The sequence below is a fragment of the Caulobacter sp. GW821-FHT09B11 genome (genome assembly GCF_059418205.1).
This window is the reverse complement of record NZ_JBWKPK010000031.1, coordinates 30407-57389: the sequence shown is the minus strand read 5'-3', so window position 1 is coordinate 57389 and position 26983 is coordinate 30407. Positions and strand designations below refer to the sequence as shown.

Annotated in this window: 26 protein-coding genes and 3 pseudogenes; 21 read left to right on the top strand and 8 right to left on the bottom strand. The window is 71.4% G+C overall.

The window, feature by feature from the left end:
- Positions 1–12 precede the first annotated feature (12 nt).
- The 5 genes and pseudogenes from hutU to hutI all read right to left on the bottom strand — a co-directional run bounded on the left by hutU (position 13) and on the right by hutI (position 5402).
- Entirely contained in the window at positions 13–1677 is a 1665-nt protein-coding gene (hutU, locus tag AC07N1_RS20400; protein WP_494673448.1) for a urocanate hydratase, read from the bottom strand.
- A 38-nt stretch (positions 1678–1715) separates the two neighbouring features.
- Positions 1716–1806, bottom strand: a pseudogene (locus AC07N1_RS20395) (hypothetical protein); the annotation flags it as partial.
- A gap of 25 nt (positions 1807–1831) precedes the next feature.
- The gene (hutG, locus tag AC07N1_RS20390; protein ID WP_494673447.1) at positions 1832–2662 is read right to left on the bottom strand and encodes an N-formylglutamate deformylase; all 831 of its coding nucleotides are present in this window, start codon (positions 2660–2662) and stop codon (positions 1832–1834) included.
- Entirely contained in the window at positions 2662–4197 is a 1536-nt protein-coding gene (gene hutH / locus AC07N1_RS20385; RefSeq protein WP_494673446.1) for a histidine ammonia-lyase, read from the bottom strand. Before hutH ends, hutG begins: the two co-directional genes overlap by 1 nt.
- Positions 4194–5402 (bottom strand): imidazolonepropionase, encoded by a 1209-nt coding sequence (hutI, locus tag AC07N1_RS20380; protein ID WP_494673445.1) that lies wholly within the window; start codon positions 5400–5402, stop codon positions 4194–4196. The genes hutH and hutI overlap by 4 nt, the downstream gene beginning before the upstream one ends.
- 179 nt (positions 5403–5581) lie before the next feature.
- Between hutI and AC07N1_RS20375 the strand changes: the two genes are divergently transcribed.
- From AC07N1_RS20375 to AC07N1_RS20355, 5 genes are all read left to right on the top strand, one after another.
- Positions 5582–6958: a formimidoylglutamate deiminase gene (locus tag AC07N1_RS20375; RefSeq protein WP_494673463.1), complete on the top strand. Its 1377-nt coding sequence runs from the start codon at positions 5582–5584 to the stop codon at positions 6956–6958.
- Positions 6955–7665, top strand: coding sequence for a histidine utilization transcriptional repressor HutC (gene hutC, locus AC07N1_RS20370; protein WP_494673444.1), 711 nt, complete (start codon positions 6955–6957; stop codon positions 7663–7665). The genes AC07N1_RS20375 and hutC overlap by 4 nt, the downstream gene beginning before the upstream one ends.
- Before the next feature lie 82 nt (positions 7666–7747).
- Positions 7748–8278: a UTRA domain-containing protein gene (locus AC07N1_RS20365; RefSeq protein ID WP_494673443.1), complete on the top strand. Its 531-nt coding sequence runs from the start codon at positions 7748–7750 to the stop codon at positions 8276–8278.
- Between the two features lie 147 nt (positions 8279–8425).
- Positions 8426–9475, top strand: coding sequence for a DUF3667 domain-containing protein (locus tag AC07N1_RS20360; RefSeq protein ID WP_494673442.1), 1050 nt, complete (start codon positions 8426–8428; stop codon positions 9473–9475).
- Positions 9476–9662: 187 nt separating this feature from the next.
- A complete protein-coding gene (locus AC07N1_RS20355) occupies positions 9663–11912 on the top strand; it encodes a TonB-dependent receptor (protein WP_494673462.1) in 2250 nt (749 codons plus the stop codon).
- Positions 11913–11986: 74 nt separating this feature from the next.
- On the opposite strand, the gene AC07N1_RS20350 is transcribed toward AC07N1_RS20355, so the two are convergent.
- Positions 11987–12430 carry an endonuclease domain-containing protein gene (locus tag AC07N1_RS20350; protein WP_494673441.1) on the bottom strand — a complete coding sequence of 148 codons (444 nt, stop codon included), beginning with the start codon at positions 12428–12430 and terminating at the stop codon, positions 11987–11989.
- Between AC07N1_RS20350 and AC07N1_RS20345 the strand changes: the two are divergent.
- The 10 genes and pseudogenes from AC07N1_RS20345 to AC07N1_RS20300 all read left to right on the top strand — a co-directional run bounded on the left by AC07N1_RS20345 (position 12378) and on the right by AC07N1_RS20300 (position 18375).
- Positions 12378–13684 (top strand): annotated as a pseudogene (locus tag AC07N1_RS20345) (phage portal protein). The gene AC07N1_RS20350 and the pseudogene AC07N1_RS20345 overlap by 53 nt on opposite strands.
- A 130-nt stretch (positions 13685–13814) precedes the next feature.
- Positions 13815–14063 (top strand): hypothetical protein, encoded by a 249-nt coding sequence (locus tag AC07N1_RS20340; protein WP_494673440.1) that lies wholly within the window; start codon positions 13815–13817, stop codon positions 14061–14063.
- Positions 14060–14470 carry an HK97 family phage prohead protease gene (locus AC07N1_RS20335; RefSeq protein ID WP_494673439.1) on the top strand — a complete coding sequence of 137 codons (411 nt, stop codon included), beginning with the start codon at positions 14060–14062 and terminating at the stop codon, positions 14468–14470. Before AC07N1_RS20340 ends, AC07N1_RS20335 begins: the two co-directional genes overlap by 4 nt.
- A gap of 161 nt (positions 14471–14631) precedes the next feature.
- A complete protein-coding gene (locus tag AC07N1_RS20330; protein WP_494673438.1) occupies positions 14632–15867 on the top strand; it encodes a phage major capsid protein in 1236 nt (411 codons plus the stop codon).
- 209 nt (positions 15868–16076) lie between these two features.
- Entirely contained in the window at positions 16077–16349 is a 273-nt protein-coding gene (locus AC07N1_RS20325) for a head-tail connector protein (RefSeq protein WP_487287958.1), read from the top strand.
- Positions 16350–16357: 8 nt separating this feature from the next.
- Positions 16358–16753, top strand: coding sequence for a DUF3168 domain-containing protein (locus AC07N1_RS20320; RefSeq protein WP_494673437.1), 396 nt, complete (start codon positions 16358–16360; stop codon positions 16751–16753).
- A gap of 33 nt (positions 16754–16786) precedes the next feature.
- Positions 16787–17203, top strand: coding sequence for a phage major tail protein, TP901-1 family (locus AC07N1_RS20315; protein WP_487287960.1), 417 nt, complete (start codon positions 16787–16789; stop codon positions 17201–17203).
- 190 nt (positions 17204–17393) lie between these two features.
- Positions 17394–17675 carry a GTA-gp10 family protein gene (locus tag AC07N1_RS20310; protein WP_494673436.1) on the top strand — a complete coding sequence of 94 codons (282 nt, stop codon included), beginning with the start codon at positions 17394–17396 and terminating at the stop codon, positions 17673–17675.
- Positions 17672–17863 carry a phage tail assembly chaperone gene (locus tag AC07N1_RS20305; protein WP_494673435.1) on the top strand — a complete coding sequence of 64 codons (192 nt, stop codon included), beginning with the start codon at positions 17672–17674 and terminating at the stop codon, positions 17861–17863. The genes AC07N1_RS20310 and AC07N1_RS20305 overlap by 4 nt, the downstream gene beginning before the upstream one ends.
- A gap of 14 nt (positions 17864–17877) precedes the next feature.
- Positions 17878–18375 carry a phage tail tape measure protein gene (locus AC07N1_RS20300; RefSeq protein WP_494673461.1) on the top strand — a complete coding sequence of 166 codons (498 nt, stop codon included), beginning with the start codon at positions 17878–17880 and terminating at the stop codon, positions 18373–18375.
- A gap of 217 nt (positions 18376–18592) precedes the next feature.
- On the opposite strand, the gene AC07N1_RS20295 is transcribed toward AC07N1_RS20300, so the two are convergent.
- Both AC07N1_RS20295 and AC07N1_RS20290 read right to left on the bottom strand, forming a co-directional pair.
- Positions 18593–19051 carry a DUF805 domain-containing protein gene (locus AC07N1_RS20295; protein ID WP_494673434.1) on the bottom strand — a complete coding sequence of 153 codons (459 nt, stop codon included), beginning with the start codon at positions 19049–19051 and terminating at the stop codon, positions 18593–18595.
- A 98-nt stretch (positions 19052–19149) separates the two neighbouring features.
- A complete protein-coding gene (locus AC07N1_RS20290; RefSeq protein ID WP_494673433.1) occupies positions 19150–19641 on the bottom strand; it encodes a hypothetical protein in 492 nt (163 codons plus the stop codon).
- Between the two features lie 69 nt (positions 19642–19710).
- Here AC07N1_RS20290 and AC07N1_RS20285 point away from each other — a divergent pair, with 69 nt between their 5' ends.
- The 6 genes and pseudogenes from AC07N1_RS20285 (at position 19711) to AC07N1_RS20260 (ending at position 26580) form a co-directional block, all read left to right on the top strand.
- Entirely contained in the window at positions 19711–20343 is a 633-nt protein-coding gene (locus AC07N1_RS20285; RefSeq protein ID WP_494673432.1) for a phage distal tail protein, Rcc01695 family, read from the top strand.
- Positions 20343–20993, top strand: coding sequence for a phage/gene transfer agent baseplate hub protein (locus tag AC07N1_RS20280; RefSeq protein WP_494673431.1), 651 nt, complete (start codon positions 20343–20345; stop codon positions 20991–20993). The genes AC07N1_RS20285 and AC07N1_RS20280 overlap by 1 nt, the downstream gene beginning before the upstream one ends.
- Positions 20990–21448 (top strand): NlpC/P60 family protein, encoded by a 459-nt coding sequence (locus AC07N1_RS20275; RefSeq protein ID WP_494673430.1) that lies wholly within the window; start codon positions 20990–20992, stop codon positions 21446–21448. The genes AC07N1_RS20280 and AC07N1_RS20275 overlap by 4 nt, the downstream gene beginning before the upstream one ends.
- Positions 21448–25204: pseudogene (locus tag AC07N1_RS20270) on the top strand (baseplate multidomain protein megatron). Before AC07N1_RS20275 ends, AC07N1_RS20270 begins: the two are co-directional and overlap by 1 nt.
- 89 nt (positions 25205–25293) lie before the next feature.
- A complete protein-coding gene (locus AC07N1_RS20265) occupies positions 25294–26220 on the top strand; it encodes a DnaJ C-terminal domain-containing protein (RefSeq protein ID WP_494673429.1) in 927 nt (308 codons plus the stop codon).
- Positions 26221–26373: 153 nt separating this feature from the next.
- Entirely contained in the window at positions 26374–26580 is a 207-nt protein-coding gene (locus AC07N1_RS20260) for a hypothetical protein (RefSeq protein WP_494673428.1), read from the top strand.
- Positions 26581–26983 lie beyond the last annotated feature (403 nt).

Genomic DNA, 26983 nt, shown 5'->3' with positions numbered 1-26983 from the left:
CGAGGGGGCGAGTTACAGGATCCCCGGCAGGTCCAGCCCGTGTTCCCGCGCGCAGTCCTGGGCGATCTCGTAGCCCGCATCGGCATGGCGCATGACGCCGGTGGCCGGGTCGTTCCACAGCACCCGCTCGATGCGCTTGGCCGCGGCCTCGGTGCCGTCGCAGACGATGACCATGCCCGAATGCTGCGAGAAGCCCATGCCGACCCCGCCGCCGTGGTGCAGCGACACCCAGGTGGCGCCCGAGGCGGTGTTGAGCAGGGCGTTCAGCAGCGGCCAGTCCGACACCGCGTCCGAGCCGTCCTTCATGGCTTCCGTCTCGCGGTTGGGCGAGGCGACCGAGCCCGAGTCCAGGTGATCGCGGCCGATGACGACGGGCGCTTTGAGTTCGCCGCTGGCGACCATCTCGTTGAAGGCCAGGCCCAGGCGGTGGCGATCGCCCAGCCCCACCCAGCAGATGCGCGCCGGCAGGCCCTGGAACTTGATCCGCCGGCCGGCCATGTCGAGCCAGTTGTGCAGGTGCGGATTGTCGGGGATCAGCTCCTTCACCTTGGCGTCGGTTCTGGCGATGTCCTCCGGATCGCCCGACAGCGCGGCCCAGCGGAACGGGCCGATCCCCCGGCAGAACAGCGGGCGGATATAGGCCGGCACGAAGCCGGGGAAGTCGAAGGCGTTCTTGACGCCTTCCTCCAGGGCCATCTGGCGGATGTTGTTGCCGTAGTCGACGGTCGGCACGCCGGCGGCCTGGAAGTCGAGCATGGCCTGCACATGCACAGCCATCGAGGCGCGGGCGGCCTTGTTCACCGAGGCGGGGTCGCGGGCCTTGGCGTCGGCCCACTGGTCCAGGGTCCAGCCGGCCGGCAGGTAGCCGTTGATCGGATCGTGGGCGCTGGTCTGGTCGGTCAGCAGGTCGGGGCGGATCCCGCGCTTGAACATCTCCGGCAGCAACTCGGCGGCGTTGCCCAGCAGGCCGACCGAGATCGGGGTCTTGGCGGCGCAGGCTTCTTCGATCCAGGCCAGGGCCTCGTCGAGGCTGTCGGTCGACCTGTCGAGATAGCCGGTGCGCAGCCGCATCTCGATGCGCGAGGGCTGGCATTCGATGGCCAGGCACGAGGCTCCGGCGAACACCGAGGCCAGGGGCTGGGCGCCGCCCATGCCGCCCAGGCCCGCGGTCAGCAGCCACTTGCCGGAAAGATCGCCCGCATAATGCTGGCGGCCCATCTCGACGAAGGTCTCGTAGGTGCCCTGCACGATGCCCTGGGCGCCGATATAGATCCACGAGCCGGCGGTCATCTGGCCGTACATGGCCAGGCCCTTCCTATCTAGCTCGTTGAAGTGCTCCCAGGTCGCCCAGCGCGGCACCAGGTTGGAGTTGGCGATCAGCACGCGCGGCGCGTCGGCATGGGTGCGGAACACGCCGACCGGCTTGCCGGACTGGACGAGCAGCGTCTGGTCGTCCTCCAGCCGGCGCAGGGTCTCGACGATCTTGTCGTAGCTTTCCCAGTCGCGCGCGGCGCGGCCGATGCCGCCATAGACCACCAGCTCCTCGGGCCGCTCGGCGACGTCGGGATGCAGGTTGTTCATCAGCATCCGCAGCGGGGCTTCGGTCAGCCAGGACTTGGCGGTGAGCTCGGTTCCGGTGGCGGGGCGGATGACGCGGGTGTTGTCGAGGCGGGTCATGCGGGACTCGTCTGAGAGGAGGGCAGGGCGGGCATGCTCCTCCCTCGCGAAGCGGGGGAGGTGGCGCGGCGCGGATACGCGCCGTGACGGAGGGGGCGAGTGAAGGAGTGCGGCGGTCGCCCCCTCCACCGCTTCGCGGTCCCCCTCCCCCGTTTCACGGGGGAGGAGCGGGGGTGGCGAATTCGATGCAGGCCTTCAGCACGTCGGTCAGCACGCTGCGCATCGGCGCGGCCTTCGGCGGGCGGTAGGGCGAGGGCCAGGACTGCGGGGTGATGCGGGGCGAGGGATCGTCCATGTAGCCGCGGCAGGCCAGCTCCATCTGCACGGCGTGGATGCCGCGCTCGGGCTTGCCGTAGTGGCGGGTGATCCAGCCGCCCTTGAAGCGGCCGTTGGTGACCATCGGCAGGCCCGAGGTCTCGCAGGCGGCCTCGACCGCCGCGGCCAGGGCCGGATCGCAGCTCTGGCCGGAATTCGTGCCGATGTTGAACACCGGCAGCTCACCCGGGAACAGCCGCGGCGCCCGCGAGCGGATCGAGTGGGCGTCGTACAAGACGACCTTGCCATGCAGGGCCAGCAGTCGGTCGATCTCGGCCCGCAGCGCCGCGTGATAGGGGATGAACCAGCGCTCGCGGCGGGCGGCGATCTCGGCCTCGTCCGGCTCCTGGCCCTCGGCATAGAGCCGCTCGCCGTCGAAGGTGTCCGTGGGACAGAGGGCTGTGGTCGCCATGCCCGGATAGAGCGAGGCTCCCGACGGGTCGCGATTGACGTCGATCACCGTGCGCGACACCGCCGTCCGCACCGTCGTGGCGCCCAGGTCGTCGGCGAAGTTGTAGAGCCGCTCGATCCACCAGTCGGCGTCCTTGCGGGCCAGCCAGGGCGAGGTCAGCCGTTTCTCGATGTCCTCGGGGATGAAGGACCCCGAGTGGGGAATGCTGACGATCAGGGGCGCGTCGCCCCGCCAGACTTCCAGCCAGTCGCTGCTCATCAGGTCGCTCCGGGCAAGGGAACGCCGGCCGCCGCGACGATGACCGCGCCGGTCCGCACCAGAGTGTTGGCCGCTTCCATGTCGGGATGGAAGTGGCGGTCGTCGGAAAGGTGCGGCACCCGCGCCCGCACCGCCTTGCGCACGGCCTCGAGGACGGCGCTGGAGGTCAGGGGCGCATGGAAGTCACAGCCTTGCGCGGCGGCCAGCAGTTCAATGCCGATCACCGCCGTCGCGTTCTCGACCATCGACAGCAGGCGGCGCGCCCCGTGGGCGGCCATCGACACGTGGTCTTCCTGGTTGGCCGAGGTCGGGATGGAGTCGACGCTGGCCGGATAGGCCTTCTGCTTGTTCTCCGACACCAGGGCCGCGGCCGTGACCTGCGGAATCATGAAGCCGGAGTTGAGGCCCGGCTTGGGCGTCAGGAAGGCCGGCAGGCCCGACAGGGCGGGGTCCACCAGCATGGCGATGCGGCGCTCGGCGATCGAGCCGATCTCGCAGACGGCCAGGGCGATCATGTCGGCGGCGAAGGCCACGGGCTCGGCGTGGAAGTTGCCGCCCGACAGGGCCTCGTCGGCTTCCGGGAAAATCAGCGGGTTGTCGGAGACGCCGTTGGCCTCGGTGGCCAGGGTGGTCGCCGCCTGGCGCAGCACGTCCAGCGCTGCGCCCATCACCTGCGGCTGGCAGCGCAGGCAGTAGGGGTCCTGCACGCGCTCGTCCTCCTTGAGGTGCGAGGCGCGGATGTCGGAAGCGGCCATCAGGCTGCGCAGGGCGGCGGCGGTCTCGATCTGGCCGGCGTGGCGACGCAGGGCGTGGATGCGTGGGTCGAACGGCGTGTCCGACCCTTTGGCGGCCTCGGTCGACAGCGCGCCGGTGACCAGGGCCGACTGGAACAGCACCTCGGCCTCGAACAGGCCGGCCAGGGCGTTGGCGTTCGAGAACTGGGTGCCGTTCAGCAGGGCCAGGCCCTCCTTGGGGCCAAGCTCGACGGGCGACAGGCCGGCGCGGGCCAGGGCCTCGGCGGCCGGCCTGCGCACGCCGCCGACGTCGATCTCGCCGACCCCGATCATGGTCGCGGCCATGTGCGACAGCGGCGCCAGGTCCCCCGAGGCGCCGACCGAGCCCTGGCTCGGCACCACCGGCGTCAGGCCCAGGGCCAGCATGGCCTCCAACAGCTTGACGGTCTCGACCCGCACGCCCGAGGCGCCTTGGGCCAGGCTGGCCAGCTTCAGGGCCATCATCAGGCGGATCACCGCAACCGGCGAAGGCTCGCCCGTACCGGCGGCGTGGGACAGCACGATGTTGCGTTGGAGCGTGGCCAGATCTTCGTCGCCGATGCGCACGCTGGCCAGTTTCCCGAAGCCCGTATTGATGCCGTAGACCGGCTCGCCCTTGGCCAGGATGCGGGTCACCGCCGCCGCGCTGGCCTCGATCACCGGCCAGGCATGGTCCGCCAGGCGGGCCGACGCGCCGCGATAGACGGACTTCCACTGGGCGAGGGAGACCTCGCCGGGATTCAGGACGACGACTTCGGTCACGAAACACCACTCCAGACGCGCGCATGGAGCGGGTTGAAGCCCATGCGGTAGACAAGTTCGGCGGGACGCTCGACGTCCCAGATGGCGAGGTCGCAGGCCTTGCCGGCCTCCAGCGTGCCTCGATCGGAAAGGACCCCGAGGGCGCGAGCCGCCTCGCGGGTGGTGCCGGCCAGGCACTCGTCCACCGTCAGGCGGAAGAGGGTGGCGGCCATGTTCATCGTCAGCAGCAGGCTGGTCAGAGGCGAGGTGCCGGGGTTGCAGTCGGTCGCGAGCGCCAAAGGCACGCCGGCCGCGCGCAGGGCCTCGATCGGCGGCAGCTTCGTCTCGCGCACGAAGTAGTAGGCGCCGGGCAGCAGCACGGCCGCCGTGCCGGCCTTGGCCATGGCCGCGATCCCGGCCTCGTCCAGATGCTCCAGGTGATCGGCCGACAGCGCCCCGAACTCAGCGGCGAGCGCCGCGCCGTTGAGGTTCGACAGCTGCTCGGCGTGCAGCTTCACGGGCAGGCCGTGGGCGCGGGCGGTCTCGAACACCCGGCGGATCTGGGCGGGGGAAAAGCCGATGCCCTCGCAGAAACCGTCCACCGCATCGGCCAGGCGTTCCGCGGCGACGGCGGGGATCATCTCGCGGCAGACGAGGTCGATATAGCCGTCGGCGTCGCCCTTGAACTCCGGCGGCAGGGCGTGGGCGCCGAGGAAGGTGGTCTTCACCGACACGGGCCGCGCCTTGGCCAGGGCGCGAGCGGCGCGCAGGCTCTTCAGCTCGTGTTCGAGGGAGAGGCCATAGCCGGACTTGACCTCGATGGTCGTCAGGCCCTCGGCGATCAGGGCGTCTAGGCGGGGCAGGGCGGCGGCGACCAGCTGGTCCTCGGTCGCCTCGCGGGTGGCCTTCATGGTCGAGACGATGCCGCCGCCGGCCCGGGCGATCTCCTCGTACGACGCGCCGGCCAGCCGCAGCTCGAACTCGTGGGCGCGGTCGCCGCCGAAGATCAGGTGGGTGTGGGGGTCGATCAGGCCGGGCGTGATCCAGCGGCCTTCGCAGTCGATGGCCTCGGCCGTCTCGAAGGCAGGGGCGTCGGAGGCAGGGCCGGCATAGACGATGCGACCGTCCTTGGCGGCGATGACGCCGTCCTCGACGACGCCCAGGCCGGGCGCGGCTTCGGCGAGGGTCGCAAGGCGGGCCTTGATCCAAACCCGATCGCACCGCATCGCCAACGCCTCCGAGCCGCTTTGAGTCGTTCCCGCGACCCTTGCGGCCCGGTTCAATATGTATAGACATATTCGCGAGCGACGAGGATTGTCCAGTGAGCGACGCCGAGAATCTTGAAGCCCCCGAACCGGCGTCCCCCCAGCTGCCAGAGGAGAGCTCCGTCGAGGTCGCTCCGCAGGTGGCGCCCGAGGCTCCGAAAGACGTCGTCGTCTGGTGCGAGAGCGCCCTGCTGGCCGACGGCTGGGCGAAAGGCGTTCGCCTGACCCTGTCGGACGGCCGCATCGCCCGGATCGACACCGATGTCGTCGCCGGAAACGAGCCCCGCCTGGGCGCGGCCCTGCCGGGCATGCCCAACCTGCACAGCCACGCCTTCCAGCGGGCCATGGCCGGCCTGACCGAGGCGCGCGGCGAGGGGAGCGACAGCTTCTGGACCTGGCGCGAGCTGATGTACCGCTTCGTCGAGCGGCTGGATCCGGACGCCCTGCAGGCGATCGCCGCCATGGGCCAGGTCGAGATGCTGGAAAGCGGCTTCACCCGCGTCGGCGAGTTTCACTACCTGCACCACGACAAGGACGGGGCGGCCTTCGACAACCCGGCCGAGATGGGCGCGCGGATCGCCGCCGCCGCCGAGGAGACCGGCATCGGCCTGACCCTGCTGCCGGTGTTCTACGCCCATGCCGGCTTCGGCGGCGCGGCGCCGGGCGAGGGGCAGAAGCGCTTCGTCACCGACGTCGACGGCTACGCCCGCCTGCTGGAGGCCAGCCGCGCCGCCGTCGCCGGCCTGCCCGAGGCGGTGGTCGGGATCGCCCCGCACAGCCTGCGCGCCGTGACGCCTGAGGAGCTGACGGCCATCACGCCGCTGGCGGCCGGCGGTCCGATCCACATCCACATCGCCGAGCAGACCAAGGAGGTCGACGACTGCCTGGCCGCCACGGGCCAGCGCCCGGTGCGCTGGCTGATGAACCACGCCGACGTCGGCAAGTCGTGGTGCCTAGTCCACGCCACCCACATGAACGCCATGGAGACCGAACGCCTGGCCAAGAGCGGCGCGGTCGCCGGCCTTTGCCCGATCACCGAAGCCAATCTGGGCGACGGCGTCTTCCCGGCCCACGACTACCAGGCCGCCGGCGGGGCCTTCGGGATCGGCTCGGACAGCAATGTGCTGATCGATGCCGCCGAGGAACTGCGGGTGCTGGAATATTCCCAGCGCCTGACGCGCCGGGCCCGCAACGTGCTGGCCGGCGGTCCCAAGCGTTCGACGGGCGGGGAGCTGTGGCGCGCGGCCGTGGCCGGCGGCAGCCAGGCCTTGGGCGGAGGCCGGCCGGGCCTGCGCCGCGGCGCGCCGGCCGACTTCGTCACCCTCGACCGCGAGCATACGGCCATCGTCGGGCGGAGCGGCGACGCGCTTATCGACAGCCTGGTCTTCGCCGGCCGCCACGGCGCGATCGACAGCGTCTGGCGCGCCGGGCGGCCCGTGGTTTCCGGCGGTCGCCACCGTCATCGCGACGCTATCGCCGAGCGCTATCGCCAGGTCCTGAAGGACCTGCTGTCTTGACGGCTGTTCCTCTCCACCAGCGCATCCGCGACGAGATCGAGGGCCTGATCCGCTCGGGCGTCTGGGCGCCGGGCCACCGCGCGCCCTCCGAGACCGAGCTGATGGCCCAGTACGGCTGCTCGCGGATGACCGTGAACAAGGCGATGTCGGCCCTGGCCGATGCGGGCCTGATCGTGCGTCGCCGCCGGGCAGGCTCGTTCGTGGCCCGGCCCAAGGTGCACTCCACGGTCCTCGACATCCCCGACATCCAGGCCGAGATCACCGCCCGCGGCGAGACCTACGCCTTCGTGCTGCTGGCCGCCGAGCGTCGCCCCGCCGATCCCGACGACGGCGACGAGGCCGAGCTGGCGGGCGAGGGCGACCTGATCGTGCTGCGCGGTCTGCACGTGGCCGGCGGCCGGCCCTTCGCCCTGGAGGACCGGCTGATCAGCCTGGCCGCCGTGCCCGAGGCCGCCGCCGCCGACTTCGCCGCCGAGCCGCCCGGCGCCTGGCTGCTGCACCACGTGCCGTGGACGGAAGCGGAAAGCCGCATCAGCGCCGTCGGCGCGGAAGCCGCCATCGCCGAACTGCTGGCGCTGGATGTCGGGACCGCCCTGCTGGCCGTCGAACGCCGCACCTGGCGGGCCGGCGAGCCCGTCACCCGCGTGCGCCAGCTGTTCCCCGGCGAGGCTTATGACTTGGTGGCGAGGTTCGGTCCCGCGCGGTAGGCCCGATACCTCCGCGTTAAGGGTCGCAAAGCTACACCATGGCGCGAACCGGCGCCTGGGCGTCGTCCACGGGGAACACCGCATGACCGAGACCACGCTCAAAGCCGACATGCGCCTGCCGGGCCTGGACCTCTGGGACGGCCTGCATCAGGCGCCGGTGCACGAGGTCCGGATCCTCGACGTGATCCACCGCATGTTCGACTTCCAGGTCGACCGGACGAACACCGAGGAGCGGCGGGTGCTGCACCTGCGCGCCCTGCACCTGCTGGATGGCGAGCCCGTGCTGGTCGAGAAGCGCGTCATGCAGGACAGCCTGGTCTTCGCGGCCCTCGGCTCTTCCGAGCGGACCTTCGCCGATCCGCTGCGCGCCTGGAACGCCATGCCGGACATCGCCGCCGGCCACGCCAAGTTCGCCTTCAGCGACACCCGCGCCGTGCCGTGCCCGGCCGAGGCCGCCGGGCTTCTGAAGGCGGACGCCGGGGGGGCGGCGCTGGTCTATCGGCACGAGGCCGCCGACGAGGAGCACCTGATGTTCTTCAATGTCGAGCAATCGGCCGCGCGCCTGAAGCTGCGCACGCTCGATGGCAAGGCCTATTGGGACTATCTCGACTGAGACCGTCGGGCCGGCGCCCTGCGTCTGGGCGAACCGGCCGCGATTTTCCCGCTCCGGCGTTCCCCAGGTGCGCGTTCGGCCGAGTTGTCATACATCGTTATGCGGGTAGTTGACGGAATCGCGCTCGCAGCGCGCGTGGGGGCTTGCGTGAAGGAACTCGAGGCGATCACCGGCGGAGCGCTGGGCGGCTGGCTGGCGCGGTTCAAGTCGGACGGCCGTTCGGCCCATGCCGCGCCGCCGCCCGGAACCAGGTGCGACAACTGCGAGACCGAGCTGGTCGGACACTATTGCCACGCCTGCGGCCAGGAGGCGTCGAACCATCACAAGTCGATCTTCCACGTCACCTGGGAAGCCATCGAGGGGATGTTCCACCTCGACGGCCGGCTGTGGCGCACCGTGCCGTGGCTGTTCGCGCGGCCGGGTCGGCTGAGCCGGGAATACCTCGACGGCAAGCGGGCGCGGCACGTGCCGCCGTTCCGGCTGTTCCTGGTCTCGCTGCTGCTGTTCATCCTCTCGGCCGAGACGGTGATCCACAAGGCCGTGCACGATGCGCAGCACCGCACCGAGCACGCGGCTTCGGACGGGGCCGGCCACGGCGAGGCGGGCAAGACCGCTCACGACAAGCCTGACGGCGGCGCGGCGAGCCAGGCGTCGGCCGAAGCCGCCAAGGACCTTCAGGAGGACGGCGTCCTCACGGTCGGCAAGGACGGCACGAAGCTGCGGTTCGTGGGGCCCAGCAAGGACGCCCTGGCCAAGGACAAGGCCAAGGCGGAATGGTTGAACACCCAGCTGAACAAGGCCGTCGCCACGCCCGGCTACTTCATGGCCTTGGTCTTCGGCTGGGGGCACAGGCTGGCGGTGTTCCTGCTGCCGATCCTCGCCCTGTCGCTGGCCGGCTGCTATTTCTACCGGCGGAAGTTCTTCATGTACGATCACCTGATCGTCTCGATGAACTACCTGTCGTTCATCTTCCTGCTGTGGGCGGTGGTGCTGATCCTGCCGCGACAGGTGAACGAGGTCGGCGTCCTGGTGGCGCTGCTCTGGGCGCCGGTGAACCTGTTCCAGACCCTGCGCGGCGTCTATGGCTCCAACATCTTCGGCGCGGTGCTCAAGACCGGCGTCGTCTGGGTGACCACCCAGATGGCGTTCGTCTTGCTGCTGCTGGGCCTGCTGTGGCTCGGGCTGTCGCAGATCTGACGGCCGGCGCCGCTTTATTGTTCGTAAGCTGACATTATCCCCAACCGGCGCCAGCGGCTGTCATGACAGTTTCGCAAGCGCCTGTTACGCGGACGCTGTTCTGTGGAAATAATCAACAACCACAGGCGCTTCTACGTAAAAAGGGGATTACTTCGTGTCCAAGTCCATGATCGCCCGGTCGGCGCTGATGCTGACCTGCGCGATGGGCGCGCTCGCCAGCGCCGCCGTCGCCAACGCCCAAGAAACTACCGACTCGACCAGCCTGGAAGAGATCATCGTCACCGCCGAGCGCCGCTCGGTGAACCTGCAGGACACGCCGCTGTCGGTCGCCGTGGTCGGCGGTTCTGACCTGCGCGCCCTGCAGGCCGGCGGCGACGACATCCTGGCCCTGGCCGGCCGCGTGCCCGGCCTCTACGCCGAGACCACCACGGGCCGCATCTTCCCGCGCTTCTACATCCGCGGCCTGGGCAACATCGACTTCTACCTCGGCGCCTCCCAGCCGGTGTCGATCATCCAGGACGAGGTCGTGCTCGAGCACGTGGTGCTGAAGTCGAACCCGGTGTTCGACGTCCAGCAGGTCGAAGTGCTGCGCGGTCCGCAAGGCTCGCTGTTCGGCCGCAACACCACCGCCGGCATCATCAAGTTCGACACCGCCAAGCCGACCCAGACCCTGCAGGGCCAGGCCCAGGCCTCGTACGGCAGCTACGGCACCACCACCTTCGACGGCGGCATCGGCGGCCCGATCGTGGCCGACAAGCTGGCCTTCCGCGTCTCGGCCCTCTACCAGCACCGCGACGACTGGGTGGACAACACCTTCACCGGGACCAGCGCCGACGGCACCAAGACGCCGCAGAGCGACGCCATGGGCGGCTTTGACGAGCGCGACATCCGCCTGCAGATCCTGGCCACCCCGACCGAGAACCTGTCGGTCCTGGCCTCGGCCCACGCCCGCAGCTACGAGGGCACCTCGACCCTCTTCCACCGCGCCGGCCTGAAGAAGGGCTCCAACAGCACCGCCTACGCCGAGCGCGACAAGGTCGCCTACGACGAGGCGGTCAACAACCCGCAGGCCTACGACACGTTCGGGACCTCGCTGAAGATCGACTACGACTTCGGCGGCGTGAAGCTGACCTCGATCAGCGCCTATGAAGGCACCAGCGGCTACAGCCGCGGCGACACCGACGGCGGCGCGGCGGCCAACTATCCGGTCGGCGGCGTGCCCAACGGCTTTGGCCAGTCGCAGGGCCAGGTGAAGGATCTCGACCAGATCACCCAGGAAATCCGCCTGGCCAGCGACACCGACGGTCCGCTGAAGTGGCAGGTCGGCGGCTACTATTTCGACAGCCGCGACATCACCAACTTCTACCAGCGCGCCTTCTTCGTCCGCACCAACCCGAACAACTGGGTGTCGCTGTCGAACGTCAACACCTCGTGGGCCGTGTTCGGTCAGGTCAGCTATGACGTCACCGACAAGCTGACGGTCACCGGCGGCCTGCGCCAGACCGACGACACCAAGAAGACCCGTCTGCTGAAGTCGGCCGACACCGCCGCCGGCGTCGTCACCTATGCCGGCCGCCGCTATGTGAAGCTGTCCGACAGCCAGCCCAGCTGGGACCTGTCGGCGCTCTACAAGGTGACCGACGACGTCAGCGTCTACGCCCGCGTCGCCCGCGGCTTCCGCGGCCCGACCATCCAGGGCCGCTCGGCGGTGTTCAACAGCGACTTCACCACGGCCGACTCCGAGACGATCCTGTCGTGGGAAGCCGGTTTCAAGAGCCAGCTGCTGGACAACACCCTGCGCCTGAACGCCACGGCCTTCACCTACAAGGTCAGCGACATCCAGCTGAACGGCAACGACAGCAACGGCAACGGCGTGCTGTTCAACGCCGACAAGGCCGAGGCCTACGGCATGGAAGCCGAAGCCCAGTGGAAGCCGATCGCCAACCTGACCCTGACCGCCGGCCTCTCGCTGCTGCACAGCGAGATCAAGGACAAGCGCGTCTACGCCCAGGTCTGCGCGCTCAACAGCGTGGTGGTCTGCACCGTGCAGAACCCGACGATCCAGATCGGCTCGAACGTCTACGCCCAGATCGACGGCCAGCCGCTGCCGAACGCGCCGGAGTACAACATCGACTTCACCGCGCGTTACGACATCCCGCTGGGCAACGGCGGCCTGCTGTTCGCGTCCACCGACTGGAACCAGCAGGGCTACACCAACTACGTCCTCTACAAGACCAAGGAGTTCTACTCCGACGGCAACTTCGAGGGCGGCGTGAAGCTGGGCTACTCGGCTCCGGGCGGCGCGTATGAGGTGGCCCTGTTCGGCCGCAACATCACCAACGAGAAGAACCTCAAAGGCGTGATCGAGAACTACATGGCCTCGGTCCTCAACGAGCCCCGCATCGTCGGCGTCTCGGTCAGCGCCAAGCTGCGTTGATCTGAGTTTCTGACCTGAAAGAGCGCCCTCCGAGCTTCGGCTCGGGGGGCGTTTTTCGTTTGGGGAAAACCCCCTCAGTCGCTTCGCGACAGCTCCCCCAGAGGGGGAGCATCTGAAGCGCCAAGATCCTCCCCCTCTGGGGGAGGTGGCCCAGAGGGCCGGAGGGGGTCAGCGCCGGCGTTGACCAGGATCGTGGCGAGGGTGTCGTCGACCGAAGCCAGCACCTCGACGGCGGGGATGCGCAAGGTGCGTATGCCCTGGGCCAGAAGCCAGGCGTCGCGACGGGCGTCACGCCAGGGGCGATCAGCGGTGTCGTGCGCATAGCCATCGACCTCGACCGCCAGTTTCAGGGCGTCGCAGTAGAAGTCGAGCACGTACGGCCCGACAGGGTGCTGCTTGCGAAAGTGCAGGCCTTCGAGGCGACGCGCCTTGAGGCCGATCCAGAGGAGAACCTCCGGCAGGCTCATGGCGCGGCGGAGCGTCTTGGCGTTTCGTCGGGTGCGCTTGGGCGCGTCCACCGGGGTCCCCCTCCGTCGCTCCGCGACACCTCCCCCAGAGGGGGAGGATCTTCGATCGATGCGTCGCCTTAACATTACATTGTTCTCTATTTGTTCTCAACCCTCACGGGAGCGGCCATGCCCCTCTTCGCATCCCGGCGCGCGCCGGAAATCAAGGATTCGCGGGCCGCCCGGCTGGTCGCCCTGACCAGCGGCGGGCGGGCGCAGTGGACGCCTCGGGATTATGGGACGCTGGCGGCCGAGGGGTTTGGGAAGAACCCCGTAGCCTATCGCTGCGTGCGGATGATCGCCGAGGCCGCGGCGGCCGTGCCGCTGGCGGTGTTCCACGACGGCAGGCGCAGCGACGACCATCCGCTGGCCAAACTGCTGGCCCGGCCCAATCCCGAGCAGGGCGGGCCTGATCTGATGGAGGCGTTCTTCGGGCATCTGCAGGTGGCCGGGAACGGCTACCTGGAGGCGGCCGGTGAGCAGCCGGGCGAGCTCTATGCGCTCAGGCCCGACCGTATGGCGGTGGTGCCGGGGCCGCGCGGCTGGCCGGCGGCCTATGACTACCAGGCCGGGGGGCGGACGGCGCGGATCGCGCGCGACGCCGACGGTTGGCTGCCGGTGCTGCACCTGAAGCTGTTCAACCCGACCAGCGACCACTACGGGGCCTCGCCGCTGGAAGCGGCCGCCTTCGCCATCGACGTGCACAACGCCTCGGGGGCGTGGAACAAGGCGCTGCTGGACAACGCCGCGCGGCCGTCGGGGGCGCTGGTTTATGGCGGGCGCGACGGGGACCGGCTCTCCGAGGAGCAGTTCGAGCGGCTGAAGGCCGAGCTGGCGGGCGCCCACGCCGGCGCCGACAACGCCGGCCGGCCGCTGCTGCTGGAGGGCGGGCTGGAGTGGAAGCCGATGTCGTTGACCCCGGCGGACCTGGACTTCGTCGAGGGCAAGCACGCGGCGGCGCGGGAGATCGCCCTGGCGTTCGGGGTTCCGCCGCAGCTCTTGGGGATACCCGGAGACAACACCTACGCCAACTATCGCGAGGCCAATGGCGCGTTCTGGCGGCACACGGTCGTACCCCTGGCCGAGCGGGCGGCGCGGGCGCTGACGGCGTGGCTGGGGGTGAAGTTCCCCGGCGCGCGGGTGGGGTGCGACCTGGACGCGGTGCCCGCCTTGAGCGCCGAGCGTGACGCGCTGTGGGCGCGGCTGGAGGCGGCGAGTTTCCTGACTGATGCGGAGCGGAGAAGGCTGGCGGGGGTGGAGCTTTAGCCGCCCCTCGCGGGGCGGCCCCCTCCGGCCCTCCGGGCCACCTCCCCCAGAGGGGGAGGATCTTTGAGCACGAACCAGATGCTCCCCCTCTGGGGGAGCTGTCGCGTAGCGACTGAGGGGGTCTTTTCCCATGACCACGACAAACCGCTGGCGGCTGGACCGCCAGATCTCGGCCGCCGTGCTGGTGGCGGTGGTGCTGCAGGCGGCGGCCGCCTTGATGTGGGCCGGGCGGGCCAGCGCGCGGATCGACGATCTTACGCGGCGGCTGGAGGCCCAGGCGCCGGTGGCCGAGCGGCTGGCGCGGCTGGAAGCCCAGGCCGACGCCACGCGCGCGGCGCTGGTGCGCATCGAGGCCAAGCTGGATGGGGACGCCCGATGAACGATCTCCGCATCGAGGGCTACGCCTCGCTGTTCTGGACCCGCGACCTCAACGACGACGTCACCGCCGCCGGGGCCTTCAAGGCCAGCCTGGAAAACGGCGGGGCGGGCGCGATCCGCATGCTGCACCAGCACGACGAGGCCGAGCCGGTGGGCGTGTGGGACGAGACGTTCGAGGACACGCGCGGCCTCTTCGTCCGTGGACGGATCATCACCGCGACGCCGCGCGGGCGGCTGGTGGCGGCGCTGGTCTCGGCGGGGGCGCTGGACGGGCTGTCGATCGGCTTTCGGCAGGTCAAGGCGCGGACGGACGCACGCTTGCGGGTGCTGAGCCGGGTGGAGCTGTGGGAGGTGTCGATCGTGACGTTCCCGATGCTGCCCGGGGCGCGGCTGAAGGTGGTCGGCTGAAGTTTTCCTTCTCCCCTTGCGGGAGAAGGTGGCCGCGAAAGCGGCCGGATGAGGGGTCTCGCCGGTCGTTCCGCGCGACCCCTCATCCTCCCACCGGCCTGCGGCCGGCGGGCCCCTCCTTCTCCCGCAAGGGGAGAAGGTCATCCGTGACGGAGAACTCCATGAAGGAAACCAAACAGGTCCCGGCCTCGCCGGAGGCTCGGGCGGCGTTTGCCGAGGTGCTGGCGGCGTTCGAGGGCTTCAAGGCGGCCAACGACCAGCGGCTGGCGGCGATCGAGAGCAAGGCCGCCGACGTGCTGCTGGAGGAGAAGGCCGCGCGCATCGACGCGGCCCTGACCAGCGCCCAGGACCGGCTGGACCGCATCCTGGCCGAGAGCCGGCGTCCGGCCCTGGCCGGCGAGGCCCCGGCCGCGCGGGTCGACGAGCGCAAGGCCGCCTTCGACCGCTATGTGAAGACCGGCGAGACGGCGGGTCTTCTTGGCGGTCTTCTCGAGGCCAAGGGGCTGTCGGAGGGCGTGGCCACGGCCGGCGGCTATGTGGCCCCGCCGGAGCTGGAGCGGCAGATCCTGCGCCGCCTGGCGGCCACCAGCCCGATGCGCGAGATCTGCCAGGTGCGCACGATCGGCGGCGGCACGTTCCGCAAGCCGGTGAGCCCCGCCGGCCTGGCCGCCGCCTGGGTGGCCGAGACCGCCGCCCGTCCGGAGACCACGGCCCCGACGCTGGACGTGATCGACTTCCCGGCCGGCGAGCTCTACGCCAGCCCGGCCGCGACCCAGGCCCTGCTCGACGACGCCTATGTCAGCATCGACGAGTGGCTGGCCGAGGAGGTGCAGGACGCCTTCGCCGCCCAGGAGACCAGCGCCTTCGTTTCGGGCGACGGGGTCAACAAGCCCAAGGGCCTGCTGTCCTACACGGCCGCGGCGGACGCTTCGTACACGTGGGGTCAGCTGGGCTATCTGGCCACGGGCGTCGCCGGGAACTGGCCGGCCAGCAACCCGACCGACAAGCTGATCGACCTGATCTACGCGGCCAAGACCCAGTACCGCCAGAACGGCCGCTTCGTGATGAACCGCCGCACGGTCAGCGCCGTGCGCAAGTTCAAGGACGCCCAGGGCAACTACATCTGGAACGCGGCCCTGCAGCCGGGGCAGTCGGCCAGCCTGCTAGGCTTCCCGGTGACCGAGATCGAGGCCATGCCCGACGTGGCCGCGGGCAGCCTGGCGGTGGCGTTCGGCGACTTCGAGAAGGGCTACCTGATCGTCGACCGCGCCGGGGTGCGGGTGCTGCGCGACCCGTACTCGGCCAAGCCGCACGTGCTGTTCTACACGACGAAGCGCGTCGGCGGCGGGGTGCAGAACTTCGACGCGGTGAAGCTGCTGAAGTTCGCGGCGAGCTAGCCCTGAAGACCCTTCTCCGGCGCTTCGGGAACCTCCCCCTGTGGGGAGGCGGCCCGCAGGGCCGGAGGGGGGACGTTTTCAGCTTTCGGGTTGGCGGCCGGGTTAGCGGCCGCTCCCCCACCGATCGCTGACGCGATCGCCTCCCCCACAGGGGGAGGTGCCTGAAGGTCGAAGCTGCGGCCTTCCTTTCAAAATCATCGGAAAAACCCATGCCCAATTCCGTGACCCTGGCCGAGGCCAAGGGGTTTCTGCGCGTGGGCGGGAGCGGCGAGGACGCGCTGGTTTCCCTGCTGATCGACGCCGCCGAGGCGCGGGTCGGGCAGGCGGCCGGCGTGGTGCTGAACGCCGCCGCGCCCGCGCCGCTGCGCCTGGCCGTGCTCGTCCTGGCCTGCCACGCCTATGAGCACCGCGACGGCGAGAAGCCGCCGCCGCTGTCGCTGGTCGAGCCGTGGCTCGCGCCCTATCGGGGAGCACGGCTTTGAGCGGGCTTGTGAGTGGGCTCGAGAGCGATCTGGCCGCCGCCCTGGCCGGGGCGCTGGCGGCGGCGCCGGCGGTTAGCGCCATCGTCGGCGGCCGCATCCACGCCGATCCGCCGCGCATGCTGACCTATCCCTGCATCAGCGTGGGCCGCATCGAGAGCCGGCCCGTGGGCGAGGACCTGCTGGAGCATGTGGTCACGATCACCTGCGCTTCGCGGTTCGGCGGGCCGGAGGAGGCGCGGGCGATGACGGCGGCGGCGCGGCTGGCGCTGCACGACGCGGCGCTGAGCGCGCCGGGGCGGCGGCTGGCGTCGTGCCGGGTGCGCTACGCCGACGTGTTCGCCGCCTCGGACGGCGAGCTGACGCTGGGGATCCTGCGCGTGCGGGCCGTCAGCGAGCCGGCCTGACCCTTTCCTTTTTCTCAAACGATGGAGGCGTCCATGGCCGCGCAAGCCGGCAAGGACATGCTGCTGAAGATCGGCGACGGCGGGTCGCCCCAGACCTTCGTGACGGTGGCGGGCCTGCGGGCCCGGACCATCAGCCTGAACGCCCGCACGGTCGACGCCACCGACGGCGACAGCGCCGGCCGCTGGCGCGAGCTGCTGGCCGGGGCGGGCGTGCGCTCGGCCTCGGTGTCGGGCAGCGGCGTGTTCCGCGACGCGGCGTCGGACGCGGCGGTGCGCGACAGCTTCTTTTCGCAGACGGCCAGGACCTGGCGGCTGGTGATCCCCGACTTCGCCCAGCTGGAGGGGCCGTTCCTGGTTTCGGCGCTGGAATATGCCGGCCAGCACGACGGCGAGGCGGCCTTCGCCCTGACCCTGGCCTCGGCCGGGCAGGTGAGCTTCACGGCGATCTAGCCCCAACGCGCGTCATCCCGGCCGGAGCGCGCAGCGCGCAGAGCCGGGACCCAGGGGCCGCCGCACTGCGCCGGCGCCCGTGAGGGCGGTGAACCCGACCGCCGAGCCCGGTCCCCTGGGTCCCGGAAGCCTCTGCGAGGCTTCCGGGATGACGAAGATTTTCGAGTTCGAAAGCTGGAGGGAAACGAAGATGACCATCCACAACCCCGGGCGCGGCGAAGTCACCGCCGTGCTGGCCGGGACGACGCGGACGCTGTGCCTGACCCTGGGCGCCCTGGCGCGGATCGAGGAGGCGCTGGGTCTGGAGGACTGGAGCCAGCTGCCGGGACGCATCGCCAGGATGTCGGCCCGCGACCTGCTGGCGGTGCTGCAGGCGCTGCTGGACGAGGACGGCCCGCCGCTGGACGTGGCGCGCCTGGACGTGCGCGAGGCGGCCGCCGCGGTGGCCAAGGCGCTGGCGGCCGCGGCGTGACGGCCTGGAACGAGATGCTGGCCCGGGCGGCGCGGGAGTTCTGCGTGCCGCCGGCGGCGTTCTGGCGATTGTCGCTGCCGGAGTGGCGGGCGCTGGCCGGTCCGCCGGCGTCGCCGGCCTTGCCGCGTCCGGCGCTGGAGGCGCTGATGGCGCGGTTTCCCGATGACGACGAGGAGGCGGCGGCGTGAGCGGCTTCGACGACATGACGATCCAGGCGGCCGAGGCCGGCGAAGCCCTGGCGGCGCTGGAGGCCCCGGCGCGGGCGGCGGCGCGCTCGATCGAGGACGCCTTCGGGGCGGCGGGGACGAGTCTCGCCCGTTCGCTGGCGCGGGCGGCGGCCGACGGAGAGGTGTCGCTGGCCGAACTGGCGCGGGCGGTGCTGGCGGCCGTGCAGGCGGCGGCCGGCGGGAGCGGCGGCGGGGGATTGGGCGAAGCGTTGGGAACGGCGCTGACCTCGGCCTTCTCGGGCGCGCGGGCCGACGGCGGGGCGGTGACCGGCGGCGGCGCCTATCTGGTCGGCGAGCGCGGGCCGGAGGTGTTCCGTCCGGCGGGCGCGGGGACGGTGGAGCCGCTGGGTAGCGGCGGCATGAGCGTGACGGTGCAGGTCAGCGGCGGCGACGTCGGCGGCCTGGCGCGGTCGGACGCCCAGTTGGCCCAGGCCCTGGCGCGGGCGGTGAGTCTGGGGGCGCGGCGGCTGTAGGCCGGCGAAGCGCTACTTTCCTCCCGTCATTCCCGCCCTTGTGGCGGGAACCCCTCTTTCAGCCGCAAGGGCAGCAGGGGCGGCGTGCCGGGCACGCCGCTGGCGCTTCACGTGCGTATGGAACCAGGGGTTCCCGCCACAAGGGCGGGAATGACGGGAGGAAAAGGGGAGGGGTCATGGAAAAGGCCCGCCGATTGCTCGGCGGGCCTTGGGATCCTTACACCGCCAGGGCGTGCAGGGGCGGGTCGCCCCAGCGGTTGTCGCGGGTCTGGCCTTCGGCGCAGCCGACCCAGAGCGTGAAGCCGACCGTCACCAGGAAGCCGAGGACGGCCGCGACGGCCATGCCGCCGACGCTGGCCAGGGCGAAGAACTCCGGGTCGCCGCCGCCGAGCGCGATGGCGGCCGAGCCGAACACCAGCCACATCACCGAGCCCATCAGCAGGACGGGGCCGAGCAGGATCGGCAGCAGCTGCCACCAGGCGGTCTTGCCGATGTCGTGCAGGCGCTTGGCGTAGATGCAGATGAAACAGAACAGCGTGACCAGCGAGGCGGCCCACCCGATGAAGGGGATCCAGCCGGCGACCACGTTGACGCCCAGCAGCATCAGCCAGGCGATCCAGAACGCCTGACGACCGATGCGGCCGTCGGCGGTGAACATCAGGGTTTTCCAGTCCATGTCTTTTCAGTCTCCCAACCTTGAAAGGGAGACTAGGCCCGGCGGGCTCGCGCTTTAAGTGAAATGGGCGTCATGACAAGGGTTTAACCAGGTGGGGTTTAACCCAGGTGGGGTTTAACCCGGCTCGGTGTGAAACCCAACCAGGCCAGGAAGACCAGCCAGACGATGGCGATCGTCGGCAGGGCTACGAAGAAGGGCACGATGACGGCCATGCCGTCGAGCCCGGCCATCCAGACGCGGCCGCCGCCCTGCAGGGCGAGATTGAGCAGCCAGACCGCGACCAAAATCCATGGCGTACGGCCCATGTCGCGCAGGCGCTTGAGGCAGAGCACGCCGCTGATCCAGGCCTGGAACAGCATCATCACTGCGCCCGTCCCCCAGACTTCCACGAGGCCCGGCAGGGCGCCGTCGGCGTCCATGTCGCCGAACCAGGGTCCGAGCACCGGGGCGGCGAAGAAGGCCCGCGCGCCGTAGGGCATGGCGGCCAGGCCCATGGCCGCGTCGATCGCCGCCAGCAGGAACAGGCCCAGCCAGAAGTCGCGGCGGCCGACGGCGCCGCGCGGCGAGAGGAGCAGGGCGAGAAGGGGCACGGTTCGGTCTCCGACAAAATGTAAGTAAGCAATCACTCACATTCCATATCCTTGTCAAGGAGGGCTCGGATGAGCGCCTTTCACGAGACGCGCCTGCCGCTGCGCCTGGCCTTCGGCGGGACCAGCGGGATTGAGCGGCGGACCGAGGTGGTCGGGCTGGCGTCGGGCTTCGAGCGGCGGTCGAGCCCCTGGGTCCAGGGGCGGCGGCGGTTCCTGATCGGCACGGCCAGCCGGAGCCTGGACGAGGCGGCCGAGCTGGTCGCGTTCTTCGAGGCGCGGCGGGGGCGGCTGCATGGCTTCCGGTTCCGGGATCCGGCCGACTTCAAGTCGTGCGCGCCGTCGGCGGCGACGGCCCCGACCGACCAGGCGCTGGGGACCGGCGACGGGACGCGGACCGTGTTCCAGCTGGTCAAGGCTTATGGAAGCGGCGAGACGGCGGTGGTCCGCATGATCGCCAAGCCGCAGGCCGGAACCGTGCGGGTGGCGGTGGCGGGCGTCGAGCAGGCGGCCGGGGCCTTCGCGATCGACGCCGCGAGCGGCTTGGTGACCCTGGCGGCTGCGCCGGCGGCGGGGGCGATGGTGAGCGCCGGCTTCCTGTTCGACACCCCGGTGCGGTTCGACCTCGACCGGCTGGACGTGACCCTGGAGGGGTTCGGCGCGGCCAGGGTCGGAGCGGTGTCGCTGGTCGAGGTGCGGGTCTGATGCGCGCTGTGCCGGAAGCGCTGGCCCAGCGCATCGAGAGCGGGGCGGCCAGCCTCTGCCACGCCTGGGTGCTGACCCGGACGGACGGCGTAGTGCTGGGCTTCACCGACCATGACCGGGATCTGGTGGTGGAGGGCGCGGCCTGCCGGGCCGCCAGCGGCTGGAGCGCCGGGGCGGTCGAGGACGAGGCCGGCTTCGCGCCGGGCCTGGCGGCGGCGCTCGGGGCGTTCGACGACGCGGCGATCACGGCGGCGGACGTCGAGGCCGGGCTCTATGACGGGGCGGCGGTGGTCTGCCGGCGGGTGGACTGGAGCGCGCCTGACCTTTTCGCCGAGCTGTGGCGGGCGCGGGTGGCGCGGGTGTCGTGGACGGGCGACGCCTTCACCGCCGAGCTGGAGGGACCGGCGGCGGCGCTGGAGCGGGTGGTGGGGCGAACCTACGCCCGCGGCTGCGACGCCGGCCTGGGCGATGCGCGGTGCGGCGTGAACCTGGCGGACTTTCCGGGCGCGACCTGCGACCGGCGGTGGGCGACCTGCCGCGAGGTGTTCGCCAACGGCCTCAATTTCCGGGGCTTTCCGACCCTGCCGGGCGAGGACTTCCTGACGCTCTATCCGGTCGAGGGCGAGCTCAACGACGGAGGCCGGCGATGAGCGCCCGGGCCTACTCCATTGGCGAGCGCGTCCTGGCCGAGGCGCGGGGCTGGATCGGCACGCCCTATCAGCACCAGGCCAGTCTCAAGGGCGTCGGCTGCGACTGCCTGGGGCTGGTGCGCGGGGTGTGGCGGGGGCTGGGCGGGGCCGAGATCACGCCGCCGCCCTATCGCCCGGACTGGGCCGAGCTGGGCGCTGGCGAGCCGCTGCTGGCGGGGTTGGGCCGCGTGCTGACGCCGATCGAGCCGACGGCGGCGCGGCCGGGCGACGTGCTGGTGTTCCGCATGGCGCGGGGCGTGCCGGCCAAGCACTGCGCGATCCTTTCGACCTCCTGGGATGGAGGAGGGACGCGGATGATCCACGCCTATTGGGGCCGGGCCTGCGTCGAGACCTGGCTCGGATCCTGGTGGCGGCCCCGGCTGGCGGCCGTCTTTTCCTTTCCGGAGCATGTCTGATGGCCCAGATGATCCTGCAGGCGGCCGGTTCGCAGTTCGGCCAGACGGGAAGCGCCATCGGCGCGACGATCGGGGCGGCGATCGACCAGAGCCTGATCGCTTCGCTGAGCCCGGCCCGGCAGGTCGGGCCGCGGATCGCCGAACTGAAGCTGACGGCGGCGGCCGAGGGCGCGGCCATGCCGTGCGTGTTCGGCCGCGCGCGGGTGGCCGGGCAAGTGATCTGGGCGGCGCGGTTTCGCGAGCATCGCACGACGAGCGGCGGCAAGGCCGGGCGGACGCGGTCGTACGGCTACAGCCTGTCGTTCGCCCTGGCCGTGGGCGAGGGGACGATCGACGGGATCGGACGGGTGTGGGCCGACGGCAAGGCGCTGGACATGGACGGGGTGACGATGCGCGTGCATCGCGGAACCGAGGACCAGCTTCCCGACCCGCTGATCGTGGCCGTGGAGGGCGAGGAGGCCGCGCCGGCCTTTCGAGGCGCAGCCTATGTGGTGTTCGAGGACCTGATGCTCGACGACTTCGGCGGGCGGCCGCCGCAGCTGTCGTTCGAGGTGTTCCGCCGGCCGGCGGGCGACGGGACGGCGCTGGAGGGCCGGCTGGAGAGCGTGTGCCTGATCCCAGGGGCGGGCGAGTTCGTGCTGGCGACCGACGTCGTGCTGCGGCGCTCGGGGCTGACGCGGACCAGCGCGGAGAACCTCAACAACGCCGAGGGGCGGGCGGATCTTCTGGTGTCGCTGGACCAGCTGCAGGCGCAGCTGCCGAAGGTGAGGCATGTGAACCTGGTGGTGTCGTGGTTCGGGACCGACCTGCGCTGCGGGGCCTGCGAGATCCGGCCGGGCGTGGAGCTGGCCGACAAGCCGACCGAGCCGATGGCCTGGAGCGTGGCGGGGCTGGCGCGGAGCGGGGCGCATGCGATCTCGACCGCCGTCGGCGGCGTGGCCTATGGCGGCACGCCGGCCGACGCGGCGGTGGTGCAGGCGATCGTGGAGCTGAAACGGCGGGGCCTGGCGGTGACGCTCTATCCGTTCGTGCTGATGGACGTGCCCGCGGGCAACGGCCTGGCCGATCCGTACGGCGGCGCCCGGCAGGCGGCCTATCCGTGGCGGGGGCGGATCACCTGCCATCCGGCGCCGGGGCGGACGGGGTCGCCGCACAGGACGGCGGCGGCGACGGCGCAGGTCGGGGCCTTCTTCGGCGGGACCTGGGGCTTTGCGCGGTTCGTGCTGCACTACGCGGCCCTGGCGGCGCAGGCCGGCGGGGTGGACGGCTTTCTGATCGGCTCGGAACTGGTCGGGCTGACCAAGGTGCGCGACGCGGCGGGCTTTCCGGCGGTGAACGCGCTGAAGGTCCTGGCGGGGCAGGTGCGGGCGCTGGTGGGACCGGCCACCAGGCTCGGCTACGCCGCCGACTGGAGCGAGTATTTCGGGTCGCAGCCGGCCGACGGCTCGGGCGACGTCCACTTCCATCTCGACCCCCTGTGGGCCGATGCGAACATCGACTTCGTGGGGATCGACTACTATCCACCCATCACCGACTGGCGGGACGGAGAGGGGCATCTGGACGCCGTCGCCGGCTGGGACGGGCCGCATGACGGTGGCTATCTGCGGCGCGGACTGACGGGCGGCGAGGGTTTCGACTGGTTCTATGCGTCGGACGCCGCTCGGGCGGCGCAGGCGCGCACGCCGATCACCGACGGCGCCCATGGCGAGCCGTGGGTGTTCCGACCCAAGGACCTGCTGAGCTGGTGGAGCAAGCCCCATCACGACCGGCCGGGCGGGGCGCGGTCGGCGACGCCCACGGCCTGGGTTCCGAAGTCCAAGCCGATCCGGCTGATCGAGTTCGGCTGCGGGGCGGTGGACAAGGGGGGCCAATGCGCCGAACCTGTTCGTCGACGCCAAGAGCGCCGAGAGCGCCCTGCCGCCGTTCTCGAACGGGACGCGCGATGAGCTAGGGCAAAGGCGGGCGCTGGAGGCGGTGCTGGCCTGGATCGCCGAGCCGGCCGCCAATCCGGTCTCGCCGATCTATGGCGGGCCGATGATCGAGCAGGCTTCGGCGTGGTGCTGGGACGCGCGGCCGTTTCCGGACTTCCCGGCGCGGTCGGGCGTGTGGGCCGATGCGCCGAACTGGAGCCTGGGCCACTGGCTGAACGGCCGGGCGGGCGCAATGGGCGTAGGCGAACTGGCGCTCGCGGTGGCGGCGCGGGGCGGGGTCGCGATCGATCCGGGCGAGGCTTCGGGCCTGGTCGCCGGCTATGTGGTCGAGCGGCCGATGCGGGTGCGCGACGCCCTGGCGCCGCTGACGGAGGCCTTCGGGCTGGACGTGGTGGAGCGTGGCGGGGGCGTGCGGCTGGTGTCGCGCTCGGGGCCGGCGGCGGGAATGCTGGCGGGCGATGATCTGGCCTGGCCGGAGGATCGCGAGGCGCCGCAGAGCGCGGCGCGGCGACTGGAGCCGGCGGCGGGCGCCGTGCGGCTGCGGTTCGTGGATCTGGCGCGCGATTACCAGGCCGGGGCGCTGATCGTGCGGCGTGATGGGCTCAGTGAGGGAGGGGGCGAGACCCTGGATGTCGACGCGCCCCTGGTGCTGACGGCGGCCGAGGCGGCGGTGGTCGCCACGCGTCGGCTGGATGCCGAGGCGGCCGTGCGGCGCGAGCGGATCGTGCACCTGTCGCCTCTGGCCGCGCTGCGCTGGCGGGCCGGGGATCGGCCGGCGCTGGACGGCGAGGCCTGGCGGGTGGCGCGGGTGGATCTGGACGAGCGGCCGAGGGCGCGGCTGCTGCCGGTTCTGCCCGAGCCGGGCGCGGCCGGAGCGATCGACTGGAGCCCGGCGCCGGCCGCCTCGGTGACCGGGCCGCCGGCCCTGGTGGTGCTGGACCTGCCGCCGCTGCCGGGGGCGGAGGACGACGCGCGGCCGCTGGCGGCGGTGTCGGGCCGGCCCTGGCGGGCCTTCGACGTGCATGCCGGCGTGGCGGTCGATGCGCTGCGCGTGCGGGCCGGTGCGACGAGACCGGCGACGGTGGGCGTGACCCTGAGCGACCTGCCGGCCGGGCCGCGCCATCGCTTCGATCGGGCGACGCGGCTGGTGGTGCGGCTGGAGGGCGGCGTCCCGCAGAGCCGCAGCCGCTCGGCGGTGCTGGCCGGCGAGAACCTGCTGGCCGTTCGGAACGGTGAGGGCTGGGAGCTGCTGCAGTTCCTGACCGCCGAGGCGGTGGGGGCCGAGGTCTTCGCCCTCACCGGCCTGCTGCGCGGGCAAGGCGGGTCGGACGTGGCGGACCTCGTTTCGGCGGGCGCCGAGGCGGTGCTGGTGGACGAGGCGCTGGTCCGTGCGGATCTGGCCTTGGCCGAGCGGGGGCTGCCGCTGGTCTGGCGGGCGGCGCCGGCCGGCGGTCCGGCGGCGGGAACGGCGATGGCGCAGGTGGAGGCGACGTGGCGGGGGCTGGCCCTGCGGCCGTGGTCGCCGGCGCATCTGCGGGCCAGGACGGCGGACGGCGAGACGCGGCTGTCGTGGATCGCCCGCGCGCGGGTCGGCGGCGACGGCTGGGAGGCGGAGGTTCCGGCCGGCGAGGCGCTGTGGCGGGTCGAGATCCTGGACGGCGAGACCGTGGTGCGGACCGCAGATGTCGAGGCGGCGGGGTTCGTCTGGACGGCGGCGATGCGGGCGGCGGACCTGCCGTCCGGGCCGTCCGGCAGCCTGTCGGCGCGGGTGCGGCAGGGCTCGGCGAGCTGGGGCTGGGGCGCGCCTGCGGCAACGGGTCTGTGATATTAATGCAACATTTGGCTTGCGCCCGGCGCGGAACCGCCTAAGTGAGGAGCTTCGGCTTTTTATCCCTAGTCCTTCGAGGGCCTTCCTTGGCGCGCGACCCCTATCTGGAGCTTGGTGTTTCCCGCGGCGCGAGCGCCGATGAGATCCGCAAGGCGTTCCGCAAGCTGGCCAAGCAGTATCACCCCGACACCAATCCCGGGGACAAGAAGGCCGAGGACAAGTTCAAGCAGGTCAGCGCGGCCTTCGACATCCTCGGCGACGCCGAGAAGAAGAAGAAGTTCGACGCCGGCGAGATCGACGCCGACGGGCGCGAGACCATGCGCGGCTTCGGCGGCGCGGGCGGCAATCCGTTCGGCGGCGGCGGCTTCAACCGGGGCGGCGGCTTCGGGCGCGGCGGCGAGGGTCCCGAGGTCGACCTCAACGACCTGTTCGGCGACATCCTGGGCCGCAATCGCGGCGGCGGCGGCGGTGGTTTCGGCGGTGGCTTCTCGGCCAAGGGCGCCGACGTGCGCGCCAAGCTGGAGATCGACCTGGAAGAGGCGATCAAGGGCGGCAAGAAGCGCGTGGCCTTCTCCGACGGCCGCACCATCGACGTGACCATCCCGGCCGGCGCCCACGAAGGCCAGACGCTTCGCCTGAAGGGGCAAGGCAGCCCGGGGCGCGGCGGCCAGGGCGACGCCTTGATCGAACTGGCGGTCAAGCCCCACCCGATCTACCGCCGCGAAGGCGAGCACCTGGTCATGGACCTGCCCGTCTCGATCCCCGACGCGGTGCTGGGCGGCAAGGTCGAGGCCCCGACGCCCGACGGCCCGGTGAACGTCACCGTGCCCAAGGGCGCCAACAGCGGTTCGAAGCTGCGGCTGAAGGGCCGGGGTCTTTCGGACGCCAAGGGCCACCGCGGCGACCTCTACGCCCGGCTCGTCGTCACCCTGCCCGAGACCATCGACGAGGACCTGGAGAAGTTCGCCCAGGCCTGGCGGGACCAGAAGCCGTATACGCCGAAGCGGCGGTAGGCCCTGGATCGCTACAGCTATCCCGCGGACCTGCGCGCGACCATCCTGCGCGCCTGGCGGCCCCGTTCGCTGCTGTGGTGCTTTCGAGCGTCGCACGGCCTGGACCGGCGGCGGCCGCATACGGTCGAGATACGGCTCGACCTGCCGGCCGGCGTGATCGCGGCGCTGGCGGAGGTTCACGGCTGGCGGATCGCCCGCGCCGACATCGAGCGCGGGATGCTGTTCCTGCGGCGCGAGCAGCCCCTGACCAACCGCGCCCTGCGGCTGATGTTCCGCGAGGCGCTGGTGCTGGCGGATGCGCAAGGCGGGCGGTTCTTCTCGTGGATGCACGCGCCGGGGCTGGCTGAGTGGGCGCCGTAAACCCTCCCGTCATTCCCGCCCTTGTGGCGGGAAACCCTGGTTCCGCTGACACGTGAGGCGCCAGCGGACCGCTGGCGGTCCGCCTCAACTGCCCTTGCGGCTGATAGAGGGGTTCCCGCCACAAGGGCGGGAATGACGGGAGGAAAGGTTGGGGCGCACCGGTTCGGCGCGCCCACTTGTCGGTCAGGCGTCGATCAGCGCCCGCGCCGTTTTCGCCGCCGCGACCATGTTGGCCAGGGCCGGCTCCACCTCTTCCCAGCGATTCCCAGCGCCTCGTCTTCAGGCCGCAGTTCGTGGATGCACGCGCCGGGGCTGGCTGAGTGGGAGGCCCAAGCCATCAAAACTCCCGTCATTCCCGCCCTTGTGGCGGGAAGCCCTGGTTCCGCTCGCACGTGAGGCGCCA